The organism is Spiroplasma endosymbiont of Nephrotoma flavescens (genome assembly GCF_964030835.1).
Lineage (GTDB): Bacteria > Bacillota_I > Bacilli_A > Mycoplasmatales > Nriv7 > Nriv7.
The window spans coordinates 706,634-724,896 of record NZ_OZ034982.1 but is presented as its reverse complement, the minus strand read 5'-3'; the positions used below and the strand labels follow the sequence as shown (position 1 = coordinate 724,896).

General features: G+C 25.7%; 19 protein-coding genes and 4 tRNA genes. 16 read left to right on the top strand and 7 right to left on the bottom strand.

All coding sequences use genetic code 4. The features are described 5' to 3' along the window. Positions 1-138: 138 nt before the first annotated feature. Positions 139-558, top strand: a complete 420-nt coding sequence (locus tag AAHN02_RS04385; RefSeq protein WP_342277432.1) for a hypothetical protein — start codon at positions 139-141, stop codon at positions 556-558. Between the two features lie 12 nt (positions 559-570). Here AAHN02_RS04385 and AAHN02_RS04380 read toward each other — a convergent pair whose 3' ends face one another. Continuing rightward, on the bottom strand, positions 571-1,515 hold the full coding sequence (locus AAHN02_RS04380) for an IS30 family transposase (protein WP_342277431.1): 945 nt from the start codon (positions 1,513-1,515) through the stop codon (positions 571-573). Positions 1,516-1,817: 302 nt separating this feature from the next. On the opposite strand from AAHN02_RS04380, the gene AAHN02_RS04375 reads away from it, so the two are divergent. From AAHN02_RS04375 to AAHN02_RS04360, 4 genes are read left to right on the top strand one after another with little or no spacing between them, the layout of a single operon-like run. Then, complete coding sequence (locus AAHN02_RS04375; protein WP_342190119.1) at positions 1,818-3,821, top strand: fructose-specific PTS transporter subunit EIIC; 2,004 nt, start codon at positions 1,818-1,820, stop codon at positions 3,819-3,821. 3 nt (positions 3,822-3,824) lie between these two features. Beyond that, on the top strand, positions 3,825-4,073 hold the full coding sequence (locus AAHN02_RS04370; protein ID WP_342277430.1) for a type I phosphomannose isomerase catalytic subunit: 249 nt from the start codon (positions 3,825-3,827) through the stop codon (positions 4,071-4,073). After that, positions 4,051-4,527, top strand: a complete 477-nt coding sequence (locus AAHN02_RS04365; protein WP_342277429.1) for a class I mannose-6-phosphate isomerase — start codon at positions 4,051-4,053, stop codon at positions 4,525-4,527. The genes AAHN02_RS04370 and AAHN02_RS04365 overlap by 23 nt, the downstream gene beginning before the upstream one ends. After that, positions 4,493-4,744 carry a hypothetical protein gene (locus AAHN02_RS04360; RefSeq protein WP_342277428.1) on the top strand — a complete coding sequence of 84 codons (252 nt, stop codon included), beginning with the start codon at positions 4,493-4,495 and terminating at the stop codon, positions 4,742-4,744. The genes AAHN02_RS04365 and AAHN02_RS04360 overlap by 35 nt, the downstream gene beginning before the upstream one ends. A 497-nt stretch (positions 4,745-5,241) precedes the next feature. On the opposite strand, the gene AAHN02_RS04355 is transcribed toward AAHN02_RS04360, so the two are convergent. Continuing rightward, a complete protein-coding gene (locus AAHN02_RS04355) occupies positions 5,242-5,418 on the bottom strand; it encodes a hypothetical protein (RefSeq protein ID WP_342277427.1) in 177 nt (58 codons plus the stop codon). A gap of 58 nt (positions 5,419-5,476) precedes the next feature. On the opposite strand from AAHN02_RS04355, the gene AAHN02_RS04350 reads away from it, so the two are divergent. After that, positions 5,477-5,839 (top strand): helix-turn-helix domain-containing protein, encoded by a 363-nt coding sequence (locus AAHN02_RS04350; protein WP_342277426.1) that lies wholly within the window; start codon positions 5,477-5,479, stop codon positions 5,837-5,839. Here AAHN02_RS04350 and AAHN02_RS04345 read toward each other — a convergent pair. Further along, positions 5,823-6,767: an IS30 family transposase gene (locus AAHN02_RS04345; protein ID WP_342277425.1), complete on the bottom strand. Its 945-nt coding sequence runs from the start codon at positions 6,765-6,767 to the stop codon at positions 5,823-5,825. The two genes, AAHN02_RS04350 and AAHN02_RS04345, sit on opposite strands and share 17 nt — an antisense overlap. 250 nt (positions 6,768-7,017) lie before the next feature. Between AAHN02_RS04345 and AAHN02_RS04340 the strand changes: the two genes are divergently transcribed. Genes AAHN02_RS04340 through AAHN02_RS04325 form a run of 4 tightly spaced genes read left to right on the top strand, consistent with a single transcriptional unit; the run spans position 7,018 to position 12,013 of the window. After that, the gene (locus tag AAHN02_RS04340) at positions 7,018-7,557 is read left to right on the top strand and encodes a helix-turn-helix domain-containing protein (protein WP_342277424.1); all 540 of its coding nucleotides are present in this window, start codon (positions 7,018-7,020) and stop codon (positions 7,555-7,557) included. A gap of 47 nt (positions 7,558-7,604) precedes the next feature. Next, positions 7,605-8,654: a spermidine/putrescine ABC transporter ATP-binding protein gene (potA, locus tag AAHN02_RS04335; protein WP_425289512.1), complete on the top strand. Its 1,050-nt coding sequence runs from the start codon at positions 7,605-7,607 to the stop codon at positions 8,652-8,654. Between the two features lies 1 nt (position 8,655). Further along, the gene (potB, locus tag AAHN02_RS04330; protein WP_342277422.1) at positions 8,656-9,612 is read left to right on the top strand and encodes a spermidine/putrescine ABC transporter permease; all 957 of its coding nucleotides are present in this window, start codon (positions 8,656-8,658) and stop codon (positions 9,610-9,612) included. Further along, positions 9,605-12,013, top strand: a complete 2,409-nt coding sequence (locus AAHN02_RS04325; RefSeq protein ID WP_342277421.1) for an extracellular solute-binding protein — start codon at positions 9,605-9,607, stop codon at positions 12,011-12,013. Before potB ends, AAHN02_RS04325 begins: the two co-directional genes overlap by 8 nt. A gap of 276 nt (positions 12,014-12,289) precedes the next feature. Here AAHN02_RS04325 and AAHN02_RS04320 read toward each other — a convergent pair whose 3' ends face one another. Genes AAHN02_RS04320 through AAHN02_RS04310 form a run of 3 tightly spaced genes read right to left on the bottom strand, consistent with a single transcriptional unit; the run spans position 12,290 to position 13,987 of the window. Continuing rightward, positions 12,290-13,381, bottom strand: coding sequence for a hypothetical protein (locus tag AAHN02_RS04320; RefSeq protein WP_342277420.1), 1,092 nt, complete (start codon positions 13,379-13,381; stop codon positions 12,290-12,292). Between the two features lie 38 nt (positions 13,382-13,419). After that, complete coding sequence (locus AAHN02_RS04315) at positions 13,420-13,794, bottom strand: hypothetical protein (RefSeq protein ID WP_342277419.1); 375 nt, start codon at positions 13,792-13,794, stop codon at positions 13,420-13,422. After that, positions 13,766-13,987 carry a hypothetical protein gene (locus AAHN02_RS04310; protein WP_338968013.1) on the bottom strand — a complete coding sequence of 74 codons (222 nt, stop codon included), beginning with the start codon at positions 13,985-13,987 and terminating at the stop codon, positions 13,766-13,768. The genes AAHN02_RS04315 and AAHN02_RS04310 overlap by 29 nt, the downstream gene beginning before the upstream one ends. Before the next feature lie 618 nt (positions 13,988-14,605). Here AAHN02_RS04310 and AAHN02_RS04305 point away from each other — a divergent pair. The 4 genes from AAHN02_RS04305 to AAHN02_RS04290 all read left to right on the top strand — a co-directional run bounded on the left by AAHN02_RS04305 (position 14,606) and on the right by AAHN02_RS04290 (position 15,094). Continuing rightward, positions 14,606-14,682 (top strand) — tRNA-Cys (locus AAHN02_RS04305). Positions 14,683-14,845: 163 nt separating this feature from the next. Continuing rightward, a tRNA-Arg gene (locus tag AAHN02_RS04300) sits at positions 14,846-14,922 on the top strand. Positions 14,923-14,935: 13 nt separating this feature from the next. Beyond that, a tRNA-Pro gene (locus AAHN02_RS04295) sits at positions 14,936-15,012 on the top strand. A 5-nt stretch (positions 15,013-15,017) separates the two neighbouring features. Further along, positions 15,018-15,094, top strand: a tRNA-Met gene (locus AAHN02_RS04290). A 51-nt stretch (positions 15,095-15,145) separates the two neighbouring features. Here the strand turns inward: AAHN02_RS04290 and AAHN02_RS04285 are convergent. Continuing rightward, positions 15,146-16,207 (bottom strand): hypothetical protein, encoded by a 1,062-nt coding sequence (locus AAHN02_RS04285; protein ID WP_342189549.1) that lies wholly within the window; start codon positions 16,205-16,207, stop codon positions 15,146-15,148. 188 nt (positions 16,208-16,395) lie between these two features. Here AAHN02_RS04285 and AAHN02_RS04280 point away from each other — a divergent pair, with 188 nt between their 5' ends. Both AAHN02_RS04280 and AAHN02_RS04275 read left to right on the top strand, forming a co-directional pair. Continuing rightward, positions 16,396-17,808 carry an ABC transporter ATP-binding protein gene (locus AAHN02_RS04280; RefSeq protein ID WP_342277418.1) on the top strand — a complete coding sequence of 471 codons (1,413 nt, stop codon included), beginning with the start codon at positions 16,396-16,398 and terminating at the stop codon, positions 17,806-17,808. Further along, entirely contained in the window at positions 17,795-18,196 is a 402-nt protein-coding gene (locus AAHN02_RS04275; protein ID WP_342277417.1) for an ATP-binding cassette domain-containing protein, read from the top strand. The genes AAHN02_RS04280 and AAHN02_RS04275 overlap by 14 nt, the downstream gene beginning before the upstream one ends. Positions 18,197-18,263 lie beyond the last annotated feature (67 nt).

The following is an 18,263-nucleotide window of genomic DNA, read 5'->3' as shown; positions in this document are numbered from 1 at the left end:
ATTTATGCTTTATATATTCAGTTGCCAACAGTTAAACTTAATAAACTAATTCCTGTTTATATTGGTTAATCAAAAAATAAAAATGGGATTGGTGAGAGATTTAAGCAACATAAAATTCAGTTAAGCAAACTATTAAAAATGTCACCTCTTGATTATGAAGAGCATATTGAGTCTGGAAAACAAGATGGTAAACATTTTTATAGTAAACTCCATGATTTTGTTAGAAATATTAATGGTAATATTAATGATATTAAAATTAAATTATTAGAAGAATTTGTTGAACATCCTAATTGTAATGTCAAAAAATGTCAGTGTTTAGATGAAAAAGAACAATGATGAATTAATGAATTTAAAGTCAAATATTTTGGTTTTAATCAATTAGCTTTTGTTATTAATTGACATAAATTAGTAAATTCTTTAAGAAATAATTATTATGATAAATTAGTTAGCAAAAAATTTATTAATGACACGAAAGCGTTAGGGCAAAAAGTTATCGCTAATCATAATGACGAGTATTTACAATATGGTTATTATGATTTTAATTTAGCCAAATTGTAAAGTTAAGTGCAACTAAATTATTTTTCTAACCAAATATTCGATTGGCGAAAGATAATTTAGTATTTTTCTTGGTCTTTGGTTTAAAGACAATATAAATTTATGAACTGCATTTTTAGTAGTGTTTGAAAAATTAAATTTTTTAGGAAATTTTTTTCTAATTAAACCATTAGTATTTTCATTAGTACCTCTTTGTCAAGGTGAATATGCATCAGCAAAATAAATTTTCACATTTAAATTTTTTTCAAGTTGTTGTCAATTAGCAAATTCTTTACCCCTATCAAATGTTATAGTCTTAACAAGATTATTTGGAAGAATTGATAAATAATGACTAATATTTTTGTTAATAACTTTAGTAGTTCTATTTTCAACTAATATTGCTAAAGTAAATCTTGATGTTCTTTCAACTAAAGTTATTAAACATGATTTACTTTTACCTCGTGATGATACTACAGTATCATCTTTTCAATGGCCAAGAGTTATGCGATTATTAACATTTCATTCTTTAATGGATTTACCATTAAATTTACCCCGATTTTCTTGAGATTTTCGTTTCTTACCTTTTCTTCTTAAATTTTTACTAGTAACCTTTTCAAGTAATCCAGAATAAATTCAATTGTAAATTGTTTTAAAACTAATAATTCATTCTTGATGAAAATTTTTAATTCTGCCATAAATTTGTTCAGGCGATCAACCTAATAATAATTTTTGTTGTACATATTTTACTAATTCTCTATTTTTAAATTTATGAAAATAAACATGTAATTGTTTTCTATTTTCTGCTTTATTTTGTGCAATTAATGAAAAATAATGATTATTATCTTTATTTCTATTAACTTCTCGATTAATAGTACTAATACTTCGATTAAGATTTTTAGCTATTTCACTAATTTTTACTTTAAATTTCAATTGATTCTCAATATAAATTCTTTCATCTATGCCAAGATGTTTGTATCCCATATAAAAACTCCTTAAATTTACTTTTTCTAAAATAAACTTAGCATCATGAAATTTTTATATGAAATCTTTTGCAATTTTATTTACTTGCACTTACAAGTATAATTCAGCATTTTATTAAAAACTGCTTGTGTTTGTCATAAGTCTGTGGTATATTACAATTAGTACCAATATTGCCAGATAATATGATTAATAAATTAAATGATATAACAATACAATAAATTTTCATATTAAAATAATATTATTTAAAATTCTAAAAATATGATAATATTAGTATATAAAGATATAGTAAAGGTAATAAAAAAATGAATAAAAACTTATTAAAATTAAACAATATTGTTTTTAATCTTGATGTTAATAGTCAAGATGATGTTTTTAATGAAATTGCTCGTTTAGCTGCTAAAAATAATATTATTAACAGTCAAGATAATACTATTTTAATTACAGCACTAAAAGCAAGAGAAGCTTTAACATCAACAGGAATGGGTGCCGGTTTAGCAATTCCGCATGCCCAAGATGATGTCATTAAAAAACCAGCAGTAATGTTTTTGCGTTTTAAACAAAAAATGGATTGAAAAGCAATTGATGATCAACCTGTACAAATGGCAATTGTTTTACTTGTTCCTAAAATTCAAGCTAGTGATTTACACTTAAATATTTTAAGTTCCATTGCTCAAAGATTATTAGATGAAAAAGTTAAAGAAATTTTAACAAATAGTCTTAGTAAAGAAGAAATTATTAATGCTTTGTTTTGCGAAGAAGCTAATGAACCAAAGATAGTATCAAAACCAACAAATATTTTAGCCATTACTGCTTGTCCAGTTGGTGTTGCTCATACTTATATTGCTGCTGACAAGTTAAAACAAGCAGCAAAGAAGTTAGATTATGGCATTAATGTGGAAACTCATGGAGCAGCGGGAGTTAAAAATTCATTTACTAATGAAGATATTGCTAATGCTGATGCAGTTTTAATTGCATCTGATATTGGCGTTGATTTAAGTCGTTTTGCTAATAAAAAAATTTTACAAGTTAAAGTAAGTCAAGCAATTAAAAATCCTGAACAATTATTAATTGATGCTTTAAATAGTAATAAAGTATTGTCTGCAATTAATTTTAGTACTAAAAATAAACAAAATAATAGTTCTATTTTAAAACACTTTATGACCGGTGTTAGTTATATGGTACCTTTTGTTATTTTGGGAGGGATTTTAGTTGCACTATCTATTAGCTTAGCAAAAATTATTACAGGAAACAATAATGCTACCCCTAATGATATTGAATTTTTAAAATATTTAAATATTATTGGAGCTAGTGCCATGTATTTAATGATTCCTATTTTAGGTGGTTTTATTGCTTATTCAATTGCGGGTAGGGCTGCTTTAGTGCCAGCAATGGTAGCATCATTAATAGGAAACGAGGGAAATAATTTTTTTAAGTTTTTTAAAGTAAATATTATTGACTCAGTTACAAATAAACCAATTGATATGGTACCAATGGGTTTTGTTGGTGCATTAATCGCTGGATTAGTAGCAGGATATTTAGTAAAATGAATTAATTCGTGAAAAGTACCACAATCACTATCAGCAGCCATTCCAATTTTTGTTATTCCCATTTTGGTTGGAGGATTGTTATCTTTAACATTTATTTTTGTTATTGGTGCCCCAATTTCTTATGTTATGACTTGAGTGCAATATGGTTTATCCTGAGTTTATGGTAATCAAAATATTGGCTTAGGAATTGCCTTTGCAATGGGGTTATTAATTGGAGCAATGGCAGGATTTGACATTGGTGGTCCAATTAATAAAGTTGCTTTCTTTACTGCTAGTACATTAGTTACAATGAAAATTTATCAACCAATGGGAACAATAGCAGCCGCTATTCCCGTAGCACCGCTTGGAATGGGTTTAAGTACAATAATTTTTCGTAAATATTTTGATGCTGAAAGTCGACAAGCAGGAATTGCCTCATTAATTATGGGAACAATTGGTATATCTGAAGGTGCAATTCCTTTTGCAATTAGGGACCCTAAAAGAGCTATTATTGCTAATGTTATTGGCTCATCAATTGCTGGTGGATTAGCGGGAATTTTTTCAATTCAAAATTATGCCCAACATGGAGGACCAATTATGGCATTCCTTGGCGCCGTTCCATATGGGTCACAAACAGCAATTTTCTTAATTATCATTGCTGTTGGAACCTTAATAACTTGCTTTTCATATGGACTATTACTAATGATAAAAAATAATGAATTAAATTTAAAAAAATATAATTTTATGAAATATACTACTTGATTTAAAAGAGGGAAATAATTAATGTCACAAATTTTAAAATTAAAACCGCAATTTCTTAAAAAAATATGAGGCTCTCATCGCCTTCAAAATTGAGGATATGATATTAATAATGAAACAAATATGGGAGAAGCTTGAGTAATTAGTGCTTTAGATTCAAATCCTACTGCTATTATAAACGGTTCATTTCAAGGACTAACATTAAAAGAGTTTTATGAAAGAAATAAAAATTTATTTAATTTAACTTATAATGAATTTCCATATATTAAGTAAGATTATTACTAGTGATGATTATTTAAGTGTTCAAGTTCATCCCAATGATGAATATGCTAAAACTCATCATCAAAGTCTAGGAAAAGCAGAGTGTTGATATATTCTTGATTGTCCCAAAGATGCTAAAATTATTTATGGTCATAACGCTAATGATAATCAACAATTAACAACAATGATTAATGAAAAGCAATGAAAGCATTTTTTAAAAGAAGTTGCCATCGTTCCCGGAGATTTTTTATATGTTCCGCCTGGTAAAGTTCATGCGATAACCCCCGAAGTTACAATTTTTGAATTACAACAATCTTCTGATATTACTTATCGTCTTTATGATTTTGATCGTAAAGATGATGAAGGAAATTTACGAGCATTACATTTAAAAGATAGTTTAGCAACAATTACTGTTCCTGATACTAACTTAGATGTTTATTCATCGTGAAAATGGATTATTAGTTAATAATGAATATTTTTCATTACATTTAATTAATAATTCATTGCCAACAACTTACGATTTTAATGAAACTAAGTGATTACAATTAACAGTTGTTAGTGGAGCAGGAACAATTAATGATGAACCTTTTAAAATGGGTGAATCAGCAATCATTTTAGATGATAAAATAATGCAATTAACAATTACGGGAACAATAAAATTACTAGTTAGTTATTGTAAATAAAATTTTAAAAAATAATCAATCACTTGATTATTTTTTTATTATTCTTTGATATCATAATAATTAAGGAGAGTGCTTAATTGTGAAATTTTCAATATTATTTAGTATTGTATTATAGGAACTTTATTAGGAAGTAATAGTGTTGTAGCTACAATAATAAATAGTAAAAATGATTATTTATTATTTTCTAATAACGATACTAATATTAATTCTTGATATAAAAATGTTAAAATATTAATAAACGAACAATTAGAAGTTGTTCAAGATCCTAATTTAACAAATGAATACCGGTTAAATGAATTTATTCGTTTGCAAAATGAAATTGATGTTTTAGTTACAAAAATTAAAAACTTACAAATTCAAATTTTTCAAGATTTATCAATTAATAAGGTAAATAAACTAAAATACTTAAATGATTGAAAAACTAAATTAAAAACAATAATGACACAGGTGAAGAAACATAATCGGTTAATAATATCTAATTTATTAATTTTAGGAAACTATGAACGCGAGCAAATGTTAATCATCATTAGTAATATGATAATGAATCTTGATAAATATATTATGACTTTAAATGATGAAGAAGAAATAAATGAAGAAGAAGATTTTAATGACCTTATTATTAAAGCTGAATTATACTTGTAAGTGCAAGTAAATAAAATTGCAAAAGATTTCATATAAAAATTTCATGATGCTAAGTTTATTTTAGAAAAAGTAAATTTAAGGAGTTTTTATATGGGATACAAACATCTTGGCATAGATGAAAGAATTTATATTGAGAATCAATTGAAATTTAAAGTAAAAATTAGTGAAATAGCTAAAAATCTTAATCGAAGTATTAGTACTATTAATCGAGAAGTTAATAGAAATAAAGATAATAATCATTATTTTTCATTAATTGCACAAAATAGAAAACAATTACATGTTTATTTTCATAAATTTAAAAATAGAGAATTAGTAAAATATGTACAACAAAAATTATTATTAGGTTGATCGCCTGAACAAATTTATGGCAAAATTAAAAATTTTCATCAAGAATGAATTATTAGTTTTAAAAGCCAAATTGTAAAGTTAAGTGCAACTAAATTATTTTTCTAACCAAATATTCGATTGGCGAAAGATAATTTAGTATTTTTCTTGGTCTTTGGTTTAAAGACAATATAAATTTATGAATTGCATTTTTAGTAGTGTTTGAAAAATTAAATTTTTTAGGAAATTTTTCTCTAATTAAACCATTAGTATTTTCATTAGTACCTCTTTGTCAAGGTGAATATGCATCAGCAAAATAAATTTTCACATTTAAATTTTTTTCAAGTTGTTGTCAATTAGCAAATTCTTTACCCCTATCAAATGTTATAGTCTTAACAAGATTATTTGGAAGAATTGATAAATAATGACTAATATTTTTGTTAATAACTTTAGTAGTTCTATTTTCAATTAATATTGCTAAAGTAAATCTTGATGTTCTTTCAACTAAAGTTATTAAACATGATTTACTTTTACCTCGTGATGATACTACAGTATCATCTTCTCAATGGCCAAGAGTTATGCGATTATTAACATTTCGTTCTTTAATGGATTTACCATTAAATTTACCCCGATTTTCTTGAGATTTTCGTTTCTTACCTTTTCTTCTTAAATTTTTACTAGTAACCTTTTCAAGTAATCCAGAATAAATTCAATTGTAAATTGTTTTAAAACTAATAATTCATTCTTGATGAAAATTTTTAATTCTGCCATAAATTTGTTCAGGCGATCAACCTAATAATAATTTTTGTTGTACATATTTTATTAATTCTCTATTTTTAAATTTATGAAAATAAACATGTAATTGTTTTCTATTTTCTGCTTTATTTTGTGCAATTAATGAAAAATAATGATTATTATCTTTATTTCTATTAACTTCTCGATTAATAGTACTAATACTTCGATTAAGATTTTTAGCTATTTCACTAATTTTTACTTTAAATTTCAATTGATTCTCAATATAAATTCTTTCATCTATGCCAAGATGTTTGTATCCCATATAAAAACTCCTTAAATTTACTTTTTCTAAAATAAACTTAGCATCATGAAATTTTTATATGAAATCTTTTGCAATTTTATTTACTTGCACTTACAAGTATAATTCAGCTAAATAAAAATAAACTAAGAATTATCTAAAAATTCTTAGTTTTTCTTTGTTAATTTAATTGACATCACGATAAAATCGTATATAATCGTTTTGTAATTAAACTTAATGTTTACTAATACTAAACAAAGAATGGTGGTGTTTTATGGATATTGGTAAGAAAATTAAAGCATTACGGTTAAAACAAGATTTAACAATTGATGAATTAGCACAACGATGTGAATTAACTAAGGGGTTTATTAGTCAATTGGAACGAGATTTAACATCACCAAGTATTGAAACATTACAAGACATTATTTCGGTATTGAATTGTTCTTTAAGTGATTTTTTTAAAGATGATGAAAAAAATAAAAGTTATGTATTTTCTAGTGATGCGATGTCAATTTTAGAAGAAACGGATTATCATATTAAGTGACTTATTGCTACGAGTCAAGCTCATAATATGGAACCAATTTTAATAACATTAAAAGCAGGAAAAAGTTCACCAAAAGTTAATCCTTTTATTGGGGAAGTGTTTGGATTAGTTTTGGCTGGTCGGGTTGTTGTCATTGTTGGTAATAAACAGATTACTGCCAATGCGGGCGATGCTTTTCATTTAGAAGTTAATGAAGAACATTATTTAAAAAATAATATGTTAAATGGTGACAGTAAAGTTCTTTGAATTACAACACCACCAAGGTTTTAAAAAGATATTTACTATTTAGGAGTGATGAAAAAATGATTGATACAGTAATTAAACCTAATATTTTAGAATTACGAAATATTACGAAAGATTTTTCTGGTGAAGTGGTTTTAAAGGGAATTAGTTTAAATATTAAAGCTGGTGAATTTATTACTTTATTGGGACCGAGTGGTTGTGGAAAAACTACTACTTTAAGAATTATTGGTGGTTTTGATGACCCTAATAGTGGTGAAATTCTTTTTGAAAGTCAGAATATGCTTCGGGTGCCAATTCATAAACGCAAAATTAATACAATTTTTCAAAATTATGCGTTGTTTCCGCATTTAAATGTTTATGAAAATGTTGCGTATGGTTTAAAAATTAAAAAATTAAAAATTGATGTTATTAAAAAGGCAGTTTTAGAAGCATTGGAATTAGTTAATTTAGTTGGTTTTCAAGATAAGGATATTGATGAATTATCTGGTGGTCAAAAGCAACGCGTAGCAATTGCAAGAGCATTAGTTAATAAACCTAAAGTTTTATTATTAGATGAACCATTAGCAGCTTTAGATTTAAAATTAAGACAACAAATGCAGTTAGAATTAAAACGATTACAAAATGATTTAGATATTACTTTTATTTTAGTAACGCATGATCAAGAAGAAGCATTTACAATGTCTGATCGGATTGTTGTGATGAATGAAGGACAAATTCAACAAGTAGGAAGTCCAGAAAATATTTATAATGAACCAGAAAATAAATGAACAGCTAAATTTGTTGGGGCATCAAATATTATTGAGAATGCAGTATTTGTTCACGATAATTTAGTTCATTTTGATGGTCGTGATTTTCGTTGTTTAGATAAAGGATATGGTACTAATGAAACTAATATTGATATTGTAATTCGTCCGGAAGATATTGATATTGTTGGTGAAAAGAGTGGATATTTTCGTGGTACCGTTAAGAGTGTAACTTTTAAAGGTGTTTATTGAGAAATTGTTATTGCAACGCGAAAACGAAATTTTTTGGTGCATTCAACAGATACAGTTATTGTTGGTAAAAAAGTTGGTGTTAAGTGGTCAGTAGAAGACATTCATGTAATGTGAAAAGAGGTTGAATAAGGTGAAAAAAGATAAAGATAAAAATAACTTTTTTAGTCGGATAACATATAATGTCAAAATTCGGTTTCAATGACTACGAGAAAATTTTAAAAAGAATTTACAAAATATTAAGGAAAATCGTTTTATTAAAAAAAGTAATAATAGTTGAGTGCCATTAATGATTCCTTATGTTATTTTAATGATATTATTGATTGTTGCACCACTTTTTATTCTCTTACTATATTCGCTAATTAGTCCTACTAATGATGTTTTAATTTTTGATTTTACAATAAATAATTTTAAAAGTTTTTTTTATGAGCAATCATTTTTAGCATCATTAGGTCGTTCATTATTATATGCAACTGTTGCGACATTTTTTGCCATTCTTATTGGTTATCCCGTAGCATATTTAATGGCTTTTTCAAAGTCAAAATTAGTATCAAAAAATATTTGAATATTAGTAACATTACCAATTTGAATTAATATGTTAGTAAAAACTATTGGTTTAAAAACAATGTTTGATTTAATTGAAAGAATAACTAATGTGCATTTACTAGGAACACCAATAGCAATCGTTATTGGAATGATTTATATGTTTATTCCTTTTGTTATTATTCCTATATTTAATAGTTTGGATAAAATGGATCGTAGTTGAATTGAAGCGAGCAAAGATTTAGGTGCTAGTCCTTATCAAACATTTTGAAGAATTACTTTTCGTTATTCAATGCCAGGAATTATTACCGGAATTATTTTTATGTTATTACAAGCGGCAACAAGTTTAATTGTTGTTAAGTATATGGGACAAGAAAAAATTACTTTAATATCTTCTATTATTGAAGCATATTTTTTTCAAGGTGCTAATTTTGGTTTAGCAGCTGCAATTTCAGTATTTTTAGGATTTATAATTTTATTATTAGTTATTGTGTTGCGCTTATTAGGAAAAAGAATTTATGGTAAGGTAGGACGAAATAATGATTAAAAAAATCTTTAAAAGTTCTTATTTACTTTTAGTATTATTATTTATTTATGTGCCCATTAGTATTTTAATTTTTTATTCTTTTAATGATGAGCGAAGTTTAACACATTTTAATGGTAATTTTTCGTTAACTTGATATGAAAAGTTTTTTCAAGATCGGTTGTTTCTTGAATCAATTATTTCTAGTTTGTTAGTAGCGGTTATTGCAACAATTGTTTCAGTTATTATTGGAACTTTAGCTGCCATTGGTATTAGTAAAGCTAAAAAAGTAACGCAATCGTTAACATTAAATATTTCTAATATTCCTTTAATTAATGCTGATGTTGTTACTGCGGTATCGTTAATGATGTTATTTATGGCTTTAGGTTTTAACTTTGGTCTTTTTAGTTTAATTTTAGGACATATTTCTTTTAATATTCCTTATGTAATTATTACGGTTTTACCACGATTAAGAAGAGTTCACCCATCAATTATTGAAGCATCATTGGATTTAGGTGCTAGTCCGAGATATACTTTAAGAAAAGTTATTTTACCTTTAATTTGACCCGCTATTGTTGCTGCTAGTGTTATTTCTTTTGCGATGTCGTTTGATGATTTTATTATTTCTTATTTCACAGGTGGCAATGTAACTAATGTTGCTACATATATTTATACTTTAAAACGACTAACGCCGGTTGTTAATGCTTTTGGCACAATATTAATTTCAATTGTGGCGATTTTAGTTTTAAGTTGAAATTGTTATACCATTATTAGTACGCAGATTAAGTCACGAAATCATAAAATTTTAACAGAAAAATATCGGGCTAAAATTATTATTAATAGTGAAAGAAAACTATTGCAGTTATATTTGCAGTTAAATAATCTTAATCTTGTAAAAAATCTTAATATTTTAAAATTAAAACGAAAAATTTTTCATTTAGAAATTAAAGTAGATAAAGAAAAGTTATGAATTAAATCAAAAAAAGCACAAATTATTCGTCGCGATAAACGACAAGAACGAATTAGTGAGAAAAGAAGAGAGAAATATTATTGATTAGTTCGTTGACCTTGGCGAGCAATTATTATTGTGGCATTAAGTTTTACCTCATTAGGAGCTTTAACATTTGTTTATGTGCAAAATAATCTTTATGATTTTAAATTAGGAATTTGAGGAGAATATATTAATAGTTCGGTTGTGGAAAGATTTGAAACGGCACATAACATTAAGATGAAAGTAGAAACTTATGATAAGAATGAAGTTTTATATAATAAGATGTTTACTACTGATTATGATGTTATTGTTCCTTCTGATTATATGGCTTCAAGACTTATTGCTGAAAATAAGGTTGAAAAATTGGATTGAAGTCGCTTAATGCCAATTGGTAATGATCAAGTTTCTAGTGGGAATAGTTGTTCAGATTTAGATGGTACCAAGCCAGTAGATAGTTTATGAACTTATCTTGATTGTGGTATTAAAAAAGTAATTTCTGCTGCTGGTTATAAAACAGAAAAGGGATTATTAAGTGATTATGCTGTTCCTTATTTTTGAGGTGATTTAACAATATTATTGAACTTTGAAAAACCAGAAACTAAAAATTGATTAATTGAAAAAGGTGTTGAAATTTTAACTACTAATGATGAAAAAAAAGAGGAATATTTAAATCCGACAACAGTATCATGAGAATTAATATGACAAGCTGCCCGAGAAGGTAAAAATGTTTTTGCATTAAGTGATTTTCGTAGTTTATATGGTTTAGCATTTCAAAGAATTAATCAAACAGTTAATCCTGAAAGAAAAGAAGATGTTGAATTTGCAACAAAATTATTAAAAGAATTAATTGTTGATTACAAGAATAATGTTACTTTACAAAGTGATGAAATTGTTAATAGTCTTTCAGCACCATATGATCCGGAGTCTAGTCGTTTATTTGATATTGCCGTAATGTATAATGGTGATGCTGTTGCTTCGTTTTATGATAAAAATCAAAATATTCGTGATCGTAATTTTAAAAGTGTGCGACCACGAAAAGCAATTCCAAAGATTGATTCGACAACAGGAATATCTAATCTAGATGTTTTAACATCGCAAGGAACAAATGTTTGAGCTGATGTGGCGATGATTACTAAACATAGTTCTAATAAGGATTTAGCATATAAGTTTTTACAATTTGTTTTACAAGATAAAGTACAAACAGAGTTATCATTAGAATTTGGTTATAATACGCCTTTGTTTAAAGATACACAAGATATTGTTAATGATGAGTATAAATCTGTTGCTAGTATTTATTTACCAGTTGCTAATTTTATTAATGGTCAGTGAGTTACTGATATTCAAACTGCTGATGCTGGTTTTCAAAATAAATTTATTAAGGAAATTACTGATTCCTATACACGGATAATAAGTGCTGGTTTAGGTGGTTATTAGATTATCAGGAATGACAATTAACAAATTTGTCATTCCTTTATTTATTTTTTTAAAATAGCTTATTAATTAAATTTCAAAGTAAAAAAATTGCAGATTAAAGATTTATCCTCGCTTGCTTGGTTTTTTTTATGATGTTCCTAGTACAAGAGTTTTATTTAGTTGTTGTTGCTATGATTTTCTTAAACTAAGCAAGGTTAACGATAATTTTAATCTAATTTAAAAAAAGACTGAATTTTATTTCAGTCTTTTTTTAGTTTTAAAATATTTGGTTGATAATTATCAATTAAGTGAGTTTATTGAAACACTATAATTAACTGTTACTGTGCCAGTATAAATAGCTGAATTAAGTGAACTAATTTTTGCATTGTTATTAGTAATATTTTCAATTTTAATTTTATTAATATCTAATTGTGGATTTAATTGTTTTACTTTTTCTTTGATTTGTTGTTCTGTTGGATTTTTTAATTTCTCAGTTATAAATTCACCTAAATTAGATATAGTAATTTTTTTACTTAAATCAACATTAACTGTAAAAGTAATATTTATTGTATCTGTATAAATATTAGGTCATTTATAAATTAATTTTGCATTTGAAGTAGTTATATTTTTAATTTCAGTATTATGTAAGATACTAATACTATTTGTATCTTGTAAAGTAGGATTTGATTGTTTTACTTTTTCTTTGATTTGTTGTTCTGTTGGTAAAGTAAATCCATCAGTTAATATTGAACCTAAATTAGTTGTTTTAATAAATGAATTTAATGAAATAGTATAATTAACTGTTACTGTGCCGCTGTAAATTGTTAAGTCAGTTGAACTAATTTCTGCACTGTTATTAGCAATTTTTTCAATTTTGATTTTATTAATATCTAATTGCGGATTTAATTGTTTTACTTTTTCTTTGATTTGTTGTTCTGTTGGTAAAGTAAATCCATCAGTTAATATTGAACCTAAATTAGTATTAGTAATTTTTGTTTTTATATCAAAAGATTTATCAACTGTAAAGTTAATAGTTTTTATACCACTAAAACCAATTATACTAATATTTGCACTGTTATTAGTAATATTGTCAATTTTCATTTTATTAATATCTAATTGCGGATTTAATTGTTTTACTTTTTCTTTGATTTGTTGTTTTGTTGGAATTTCATTACCATTGGTTTTGAATATGTGTTTTGAGTTTTGTTGTTGATTTGTAGTTCTTTTATTTCTAGTTGTGTTTAAACCGGTTCAATTCAATTTAGATAAAGCTTTAATTTTATTTGATATTGTATTTTTTTCATAGGATGCAGGTACCACAGAAATAACAGTTGGTATTGTAGTTGTTGTAATTGCAATTGTTTTTAAAATATTTATTAAATTTTTCATATATTATTTTCCTTTCATTTTATTTTGTATTAATTATGTTATCATGCAATTGAATTTATTGAAATACTATAATTAACTGTTACTGTGCCTGTATAAACAGTTGAATCAAGTGAACTAATGTAGGCACTGTTATTAGTAATATTGTCAATTTTGATTTTATTAATATCTAATTGCGGATTTAATTGTTTTACTTTTTCTTTGATTTGTTGTTCTGTTGGATTTTTTAATCCCTCAGTTATAAATTCACCTAGATTAGCATTGACAATAATGGATGATAATTTAAAAGAATTGTTATTTCTTTCAATTATTTGGGGTTGATTTTTTTCTTGATATATTGATATTGAAATAATAACAAAAATCCCTATTAAAATTAGTAAAATTAAACTAATAATTCATCATTTTTTTAATGTCATAATTCGCATTCAATTTTGAGTTTTGTTGTTGATTTATAGTTGTGTTTAAACCGATTCAATTCAATTTAGATAAAGTTTTAATTTTATTTGATATTGTATTTTTTTCATAGGATGCAGGTACCACAGAAATAACAGTTGGTATTGTAGTTGTTGTAATTGCAATTGTTTTTGAAATATTTATTAAATTTTTCATATATTATTTCCTTTTCATTTTATATTAATTATTTTTATTATTTAAGTGAATTTATTGAAATACTATAATTAACTGTTACTGTGCCTGTATAAACAGTTGAATCAAGTGAACTAATGTAGGCACTGTTATTAGTAATATTTTGAATTTTAATTTGATTAATATTTAACTGCGGATTTAATTGTCTTGCTTTTCTTTGATTTGTTGTTCTGTTGGATCTTTTAATTCCTCAGTTATAAATTCACTTAGATTAGCATTGACAATAATGGATGATAATTTAAAAGAATTGTTATTTGTTTCAACTCATTTGGAGTTGATTTTTTTCTTGATATATTGATATTGAAATAATAATAAAAATCCTTATTAAAATTAGTAAAATTAAACTAATAATTTATCATTTTTTAATGTCAGAATTATATTGTATTCTTTTTTTTTTAAAAATTCTACCTAGAATTTAATTTATAAATTTTTCGCATTCAAAACAAAATATTATTGCCAAAAGAATATACCCTAAATAATTTATAAAAACCAAAGGTACTAAACATCTGTGGTTTCTACAGTTTTTAATAAAATATTATTGTAGTTTTATAATTAATGTGTAATAATATTTATTGTATATATGGCACTGTGGCCAAACTGGTTTAAGGCATTGGACTGCAACTCCTTGATTATCGGTTCGAATCCGATCAGTGCCTCCATAAGATATTAAGTAAAATCACAGTTAAGTGATTTTTTTAATTAACCAATAGGTAATAAAAAATAATTTGTGATATTACTAATTAAAGTTATGAAATATGAAATTTTTGTTGTCAACAGAGCGGTAATAATATATAATAACTTTGTTATTTAATGACACCATAGGCGCCCATAGCTCAATTGGATAGAGTGCTTGACTACGGATCAAGAGGTTGCGGGTTCAACTCCTGTTGGGCGCACCATTTTATTTTAATACGGGAAGTAGCTTAGCTTGGTAGAGCGCTCGGTTTGGGACCGAGAGGTCGTAGGTTCGAATCCTATCTTCCCGACCATATTTGGCGAGATAGCTCAGTTGGTTAGAGTGTTCGGTTCATACCCGAAAGGTCGAGAGTTCAAGTCTCTCTCTCGCTACCAAGTTATGTTTACAGTTTGAAAACGACTTTATTTAAAAAATAAAGTCGTTTTTTAGTGTTTCTTTTCTTTTGGTTCTAAACTTTCCATATATTCAACAAAGTTTTGTACTTCTTCATAAATTTCTTCATAAGCGTGCTCTTCCGAATAATGTTCGTTAATATATTCTAGTAAGTGTTCAAGAGTATATTGAAGTTCTTCATTATCAATTTCTAATTCTCAAAAGGCAATTAAGTTGTTAGGAAGATAAATGCTGTCATATTTGATAATGATTCTTTGTAATACTTCTCTAATAACATCAAAGCATCGTTGTAAGGGATTATCTTTTAAAAAGTATTTATAATATACAGGATATAATAAGTAATCAAAGAGATAATATTTATTTAAGGGAATGTTAAAGTGACTATTGGCAAGATGATTATTTTTCATTGACATTTGGTAGTATAACCATTTAACTAGTCGTAAAGTTTGCAAATAATAAGTATTAGTGATTTTATTTTTTTCTTGAATGTTTATTATTTCAATTTGTGGGAAACGAGTATAAAAATCACGACTTCTTAGACGATAAAAAATACCTTCTAAATATGTCTTTTTACTACGAAGTGAATAATTATCAAAATGAAAATAACGAAAGGTTGGAATTAACCTGAGATGAAAGCCGGGAAAAATTTGTTTAAATAAAATAAATCCTAAATCAAAGTAGAAATCATTTTTGTCTATTAAATCTCATTTTTGAGTAATGAAGTGTTTAATTGCTTTACTAAAAAGAAAGTATTTAGCATCCTTTCAGCGTGGAAAATCTTGTTTAAATTGACTTATTTGGCGTTTTGTAAAGCGATAACCACTAGATGGCATTTCTCAATGGTATCATTCATAACACATTAATAGGACATTAGAAGTCGTTATTGTTTTGTGAGTAATATAAAATGTAATTTCATTTTTAACATCAATTGTTGTATTTCAAGAGCATTCTTCATCTAATAAAATTTCAATACAATCTTTTTCATTATTAAACTGAAAATTTTTAAAAATTTCTTTTAGTTGTTGGTGAATTTCAAGAATTGCATTCATTTTTTGAGATGGATTACCATATATTTTAAGTTGTTCGTTAGTCATAATTTGCCACCTCTCGTTTACTATCGTTAATCTTATTATCTATTAATAGTAATAAAAATAAAAGTAAAAGTTTTAGTTATTTTTCTAATTGTTAATCAGATATTTTGCAAATAGTAAAGCAGATAAATATTTTTTATTGTATAATTATTCTAAATTCAAAATGGTTTTTTAGGAAAGGATATATTTATATGAACAAAGATAAAGATGATGAAAAAAATAATTCTTCTAAAAAATTTAAAGGTGGTTTTTTTAAAGTAGTTGCTTTTTACTATAAAAGATATTTATGACAATGTTGTATCATAATGCTTTTTACAGCCTTAGGGTCGATTTGTGTCATTATCACCCCAAAAATAACGCAAAAATTAGTTAGTCCTGATGTTTTACAAGGACCTTATGGCATGTTAATTAGTTATGTAATTATTATCATTAGTCTTTATCTTGCTTCCGGAATTTTTAATTTCTTTCAAAGTTTTTTAGGAGGCATTGTTGCTAAAAAGATTGAAATTGATATTCGAAATAAAGTGTTAAATAATTTAGTTGATTTAGATATGCAATTTTATACGAATAAAAAGACTGGTGAAATTTTAACTAAAGTTATTGCTGATACTGCTACTATTGGTGACCAAGCACAACAAATATCAATTAGTTTTCTTTCAGCAATTTTTACTTTTGTTGGAGCAATTGTAATTCTTTTAACTATTAGCATTAAATTAACTATTGTTGCTTTAATCGCAGCATTAACAATTTTAGTTACATTATTAGTAATGTTTGGTATTTTTAAAAAAATAACTTATAAAGTTCGCAAAGTTTTGACAAATATTAATGGTGATGTTACTGATCGCATTAGTGTTATTCGTTTAATTAAATCATCAGGAACAGAAACTTATGAAAAAGAGCGTTTTGTGGATATTCATAAAATTTATTATAAAACTTCACTTAAACAAGTAACATTATCATCAGTAATTGTTTCTTTTATGATAATGGGAATTTCTAGTTTGAATATTATTATTTTATTAGCAGGGATAATAATGATGCATAATCAAACTTTGGTTGCAGATAATTCTGAAGCAATTCCAATTATTATTTCATTTGTTTTAGGAATTAATATTTTAATTTTTCCAATTATGACATTAGTTCGTACTTTTAATAATTTAGCTAATGCATCAACATCGTCAATTAGAATTAATGAATTATTAAATGAAAAGCCACAAATTAATCGTAATTTAGAGCAACCAATTATGAAGACTGTTACGGGAAATATTATTTTTGATAATGTTAGTTTCTATTATCCTAATAGTGATCAGCTTATTTTGAATAAATTTAATTATCATTTTGAACAAGGTAAGTCTTATGCTTTCGTTGGTGAAACGGGAGTAGGAAAATCAACAATTTCTAAATTATTATTAAGGTTTTATGATCCTTCTATGGGTACAATTTACATTAATGCTGATCAAGATTTAAAAAAAATTAATTTAACTTCTTATTTACAACATGTTGGTTATGTTGAACAAGAACCCCAAATTTTTAATGGTACTTTCTTTGAAAATATTAGTTATGGAGTTTTTAAAGTTACTAAAGAAGAAGTTATTGTTAGCTTGTAAAAAAGCAGAGTTGCATGATTTTATTATTGGTTTAAAAAATGGTTATGATACTATTTTAGGTGAACGGGGATTTATTTTATCTGGTGGTCAAAAACAAAGATTAGTAATTGCAAGAATGTTTTTAAAAAATCCTGAAGTTTTAATTTTAGATGAAGCAATAAGTTCTTTAGATAATATTGTGGAAAAAGAAATTCAAGAAAATCTTAATCAATTAATGAAAGGAAGAACAACCTTTATTATTGCGCATCGTTTATCAACGATTAAAGATGTTGATGAAATTCTTGTTTTAGAAAAAGATAAAGGTGTTGTTCAAAGTGGTAATTTTGAAACATTAAAAAATCAAGAAGGTCGCTTTAAAGCATTATATACTGCAGGATTAATGGCTTAGTTTAAAAAACTAAAAGTTGATTTATAAATTATAGATAATGAATCTAAAAATCGGATAAAATGGTGGT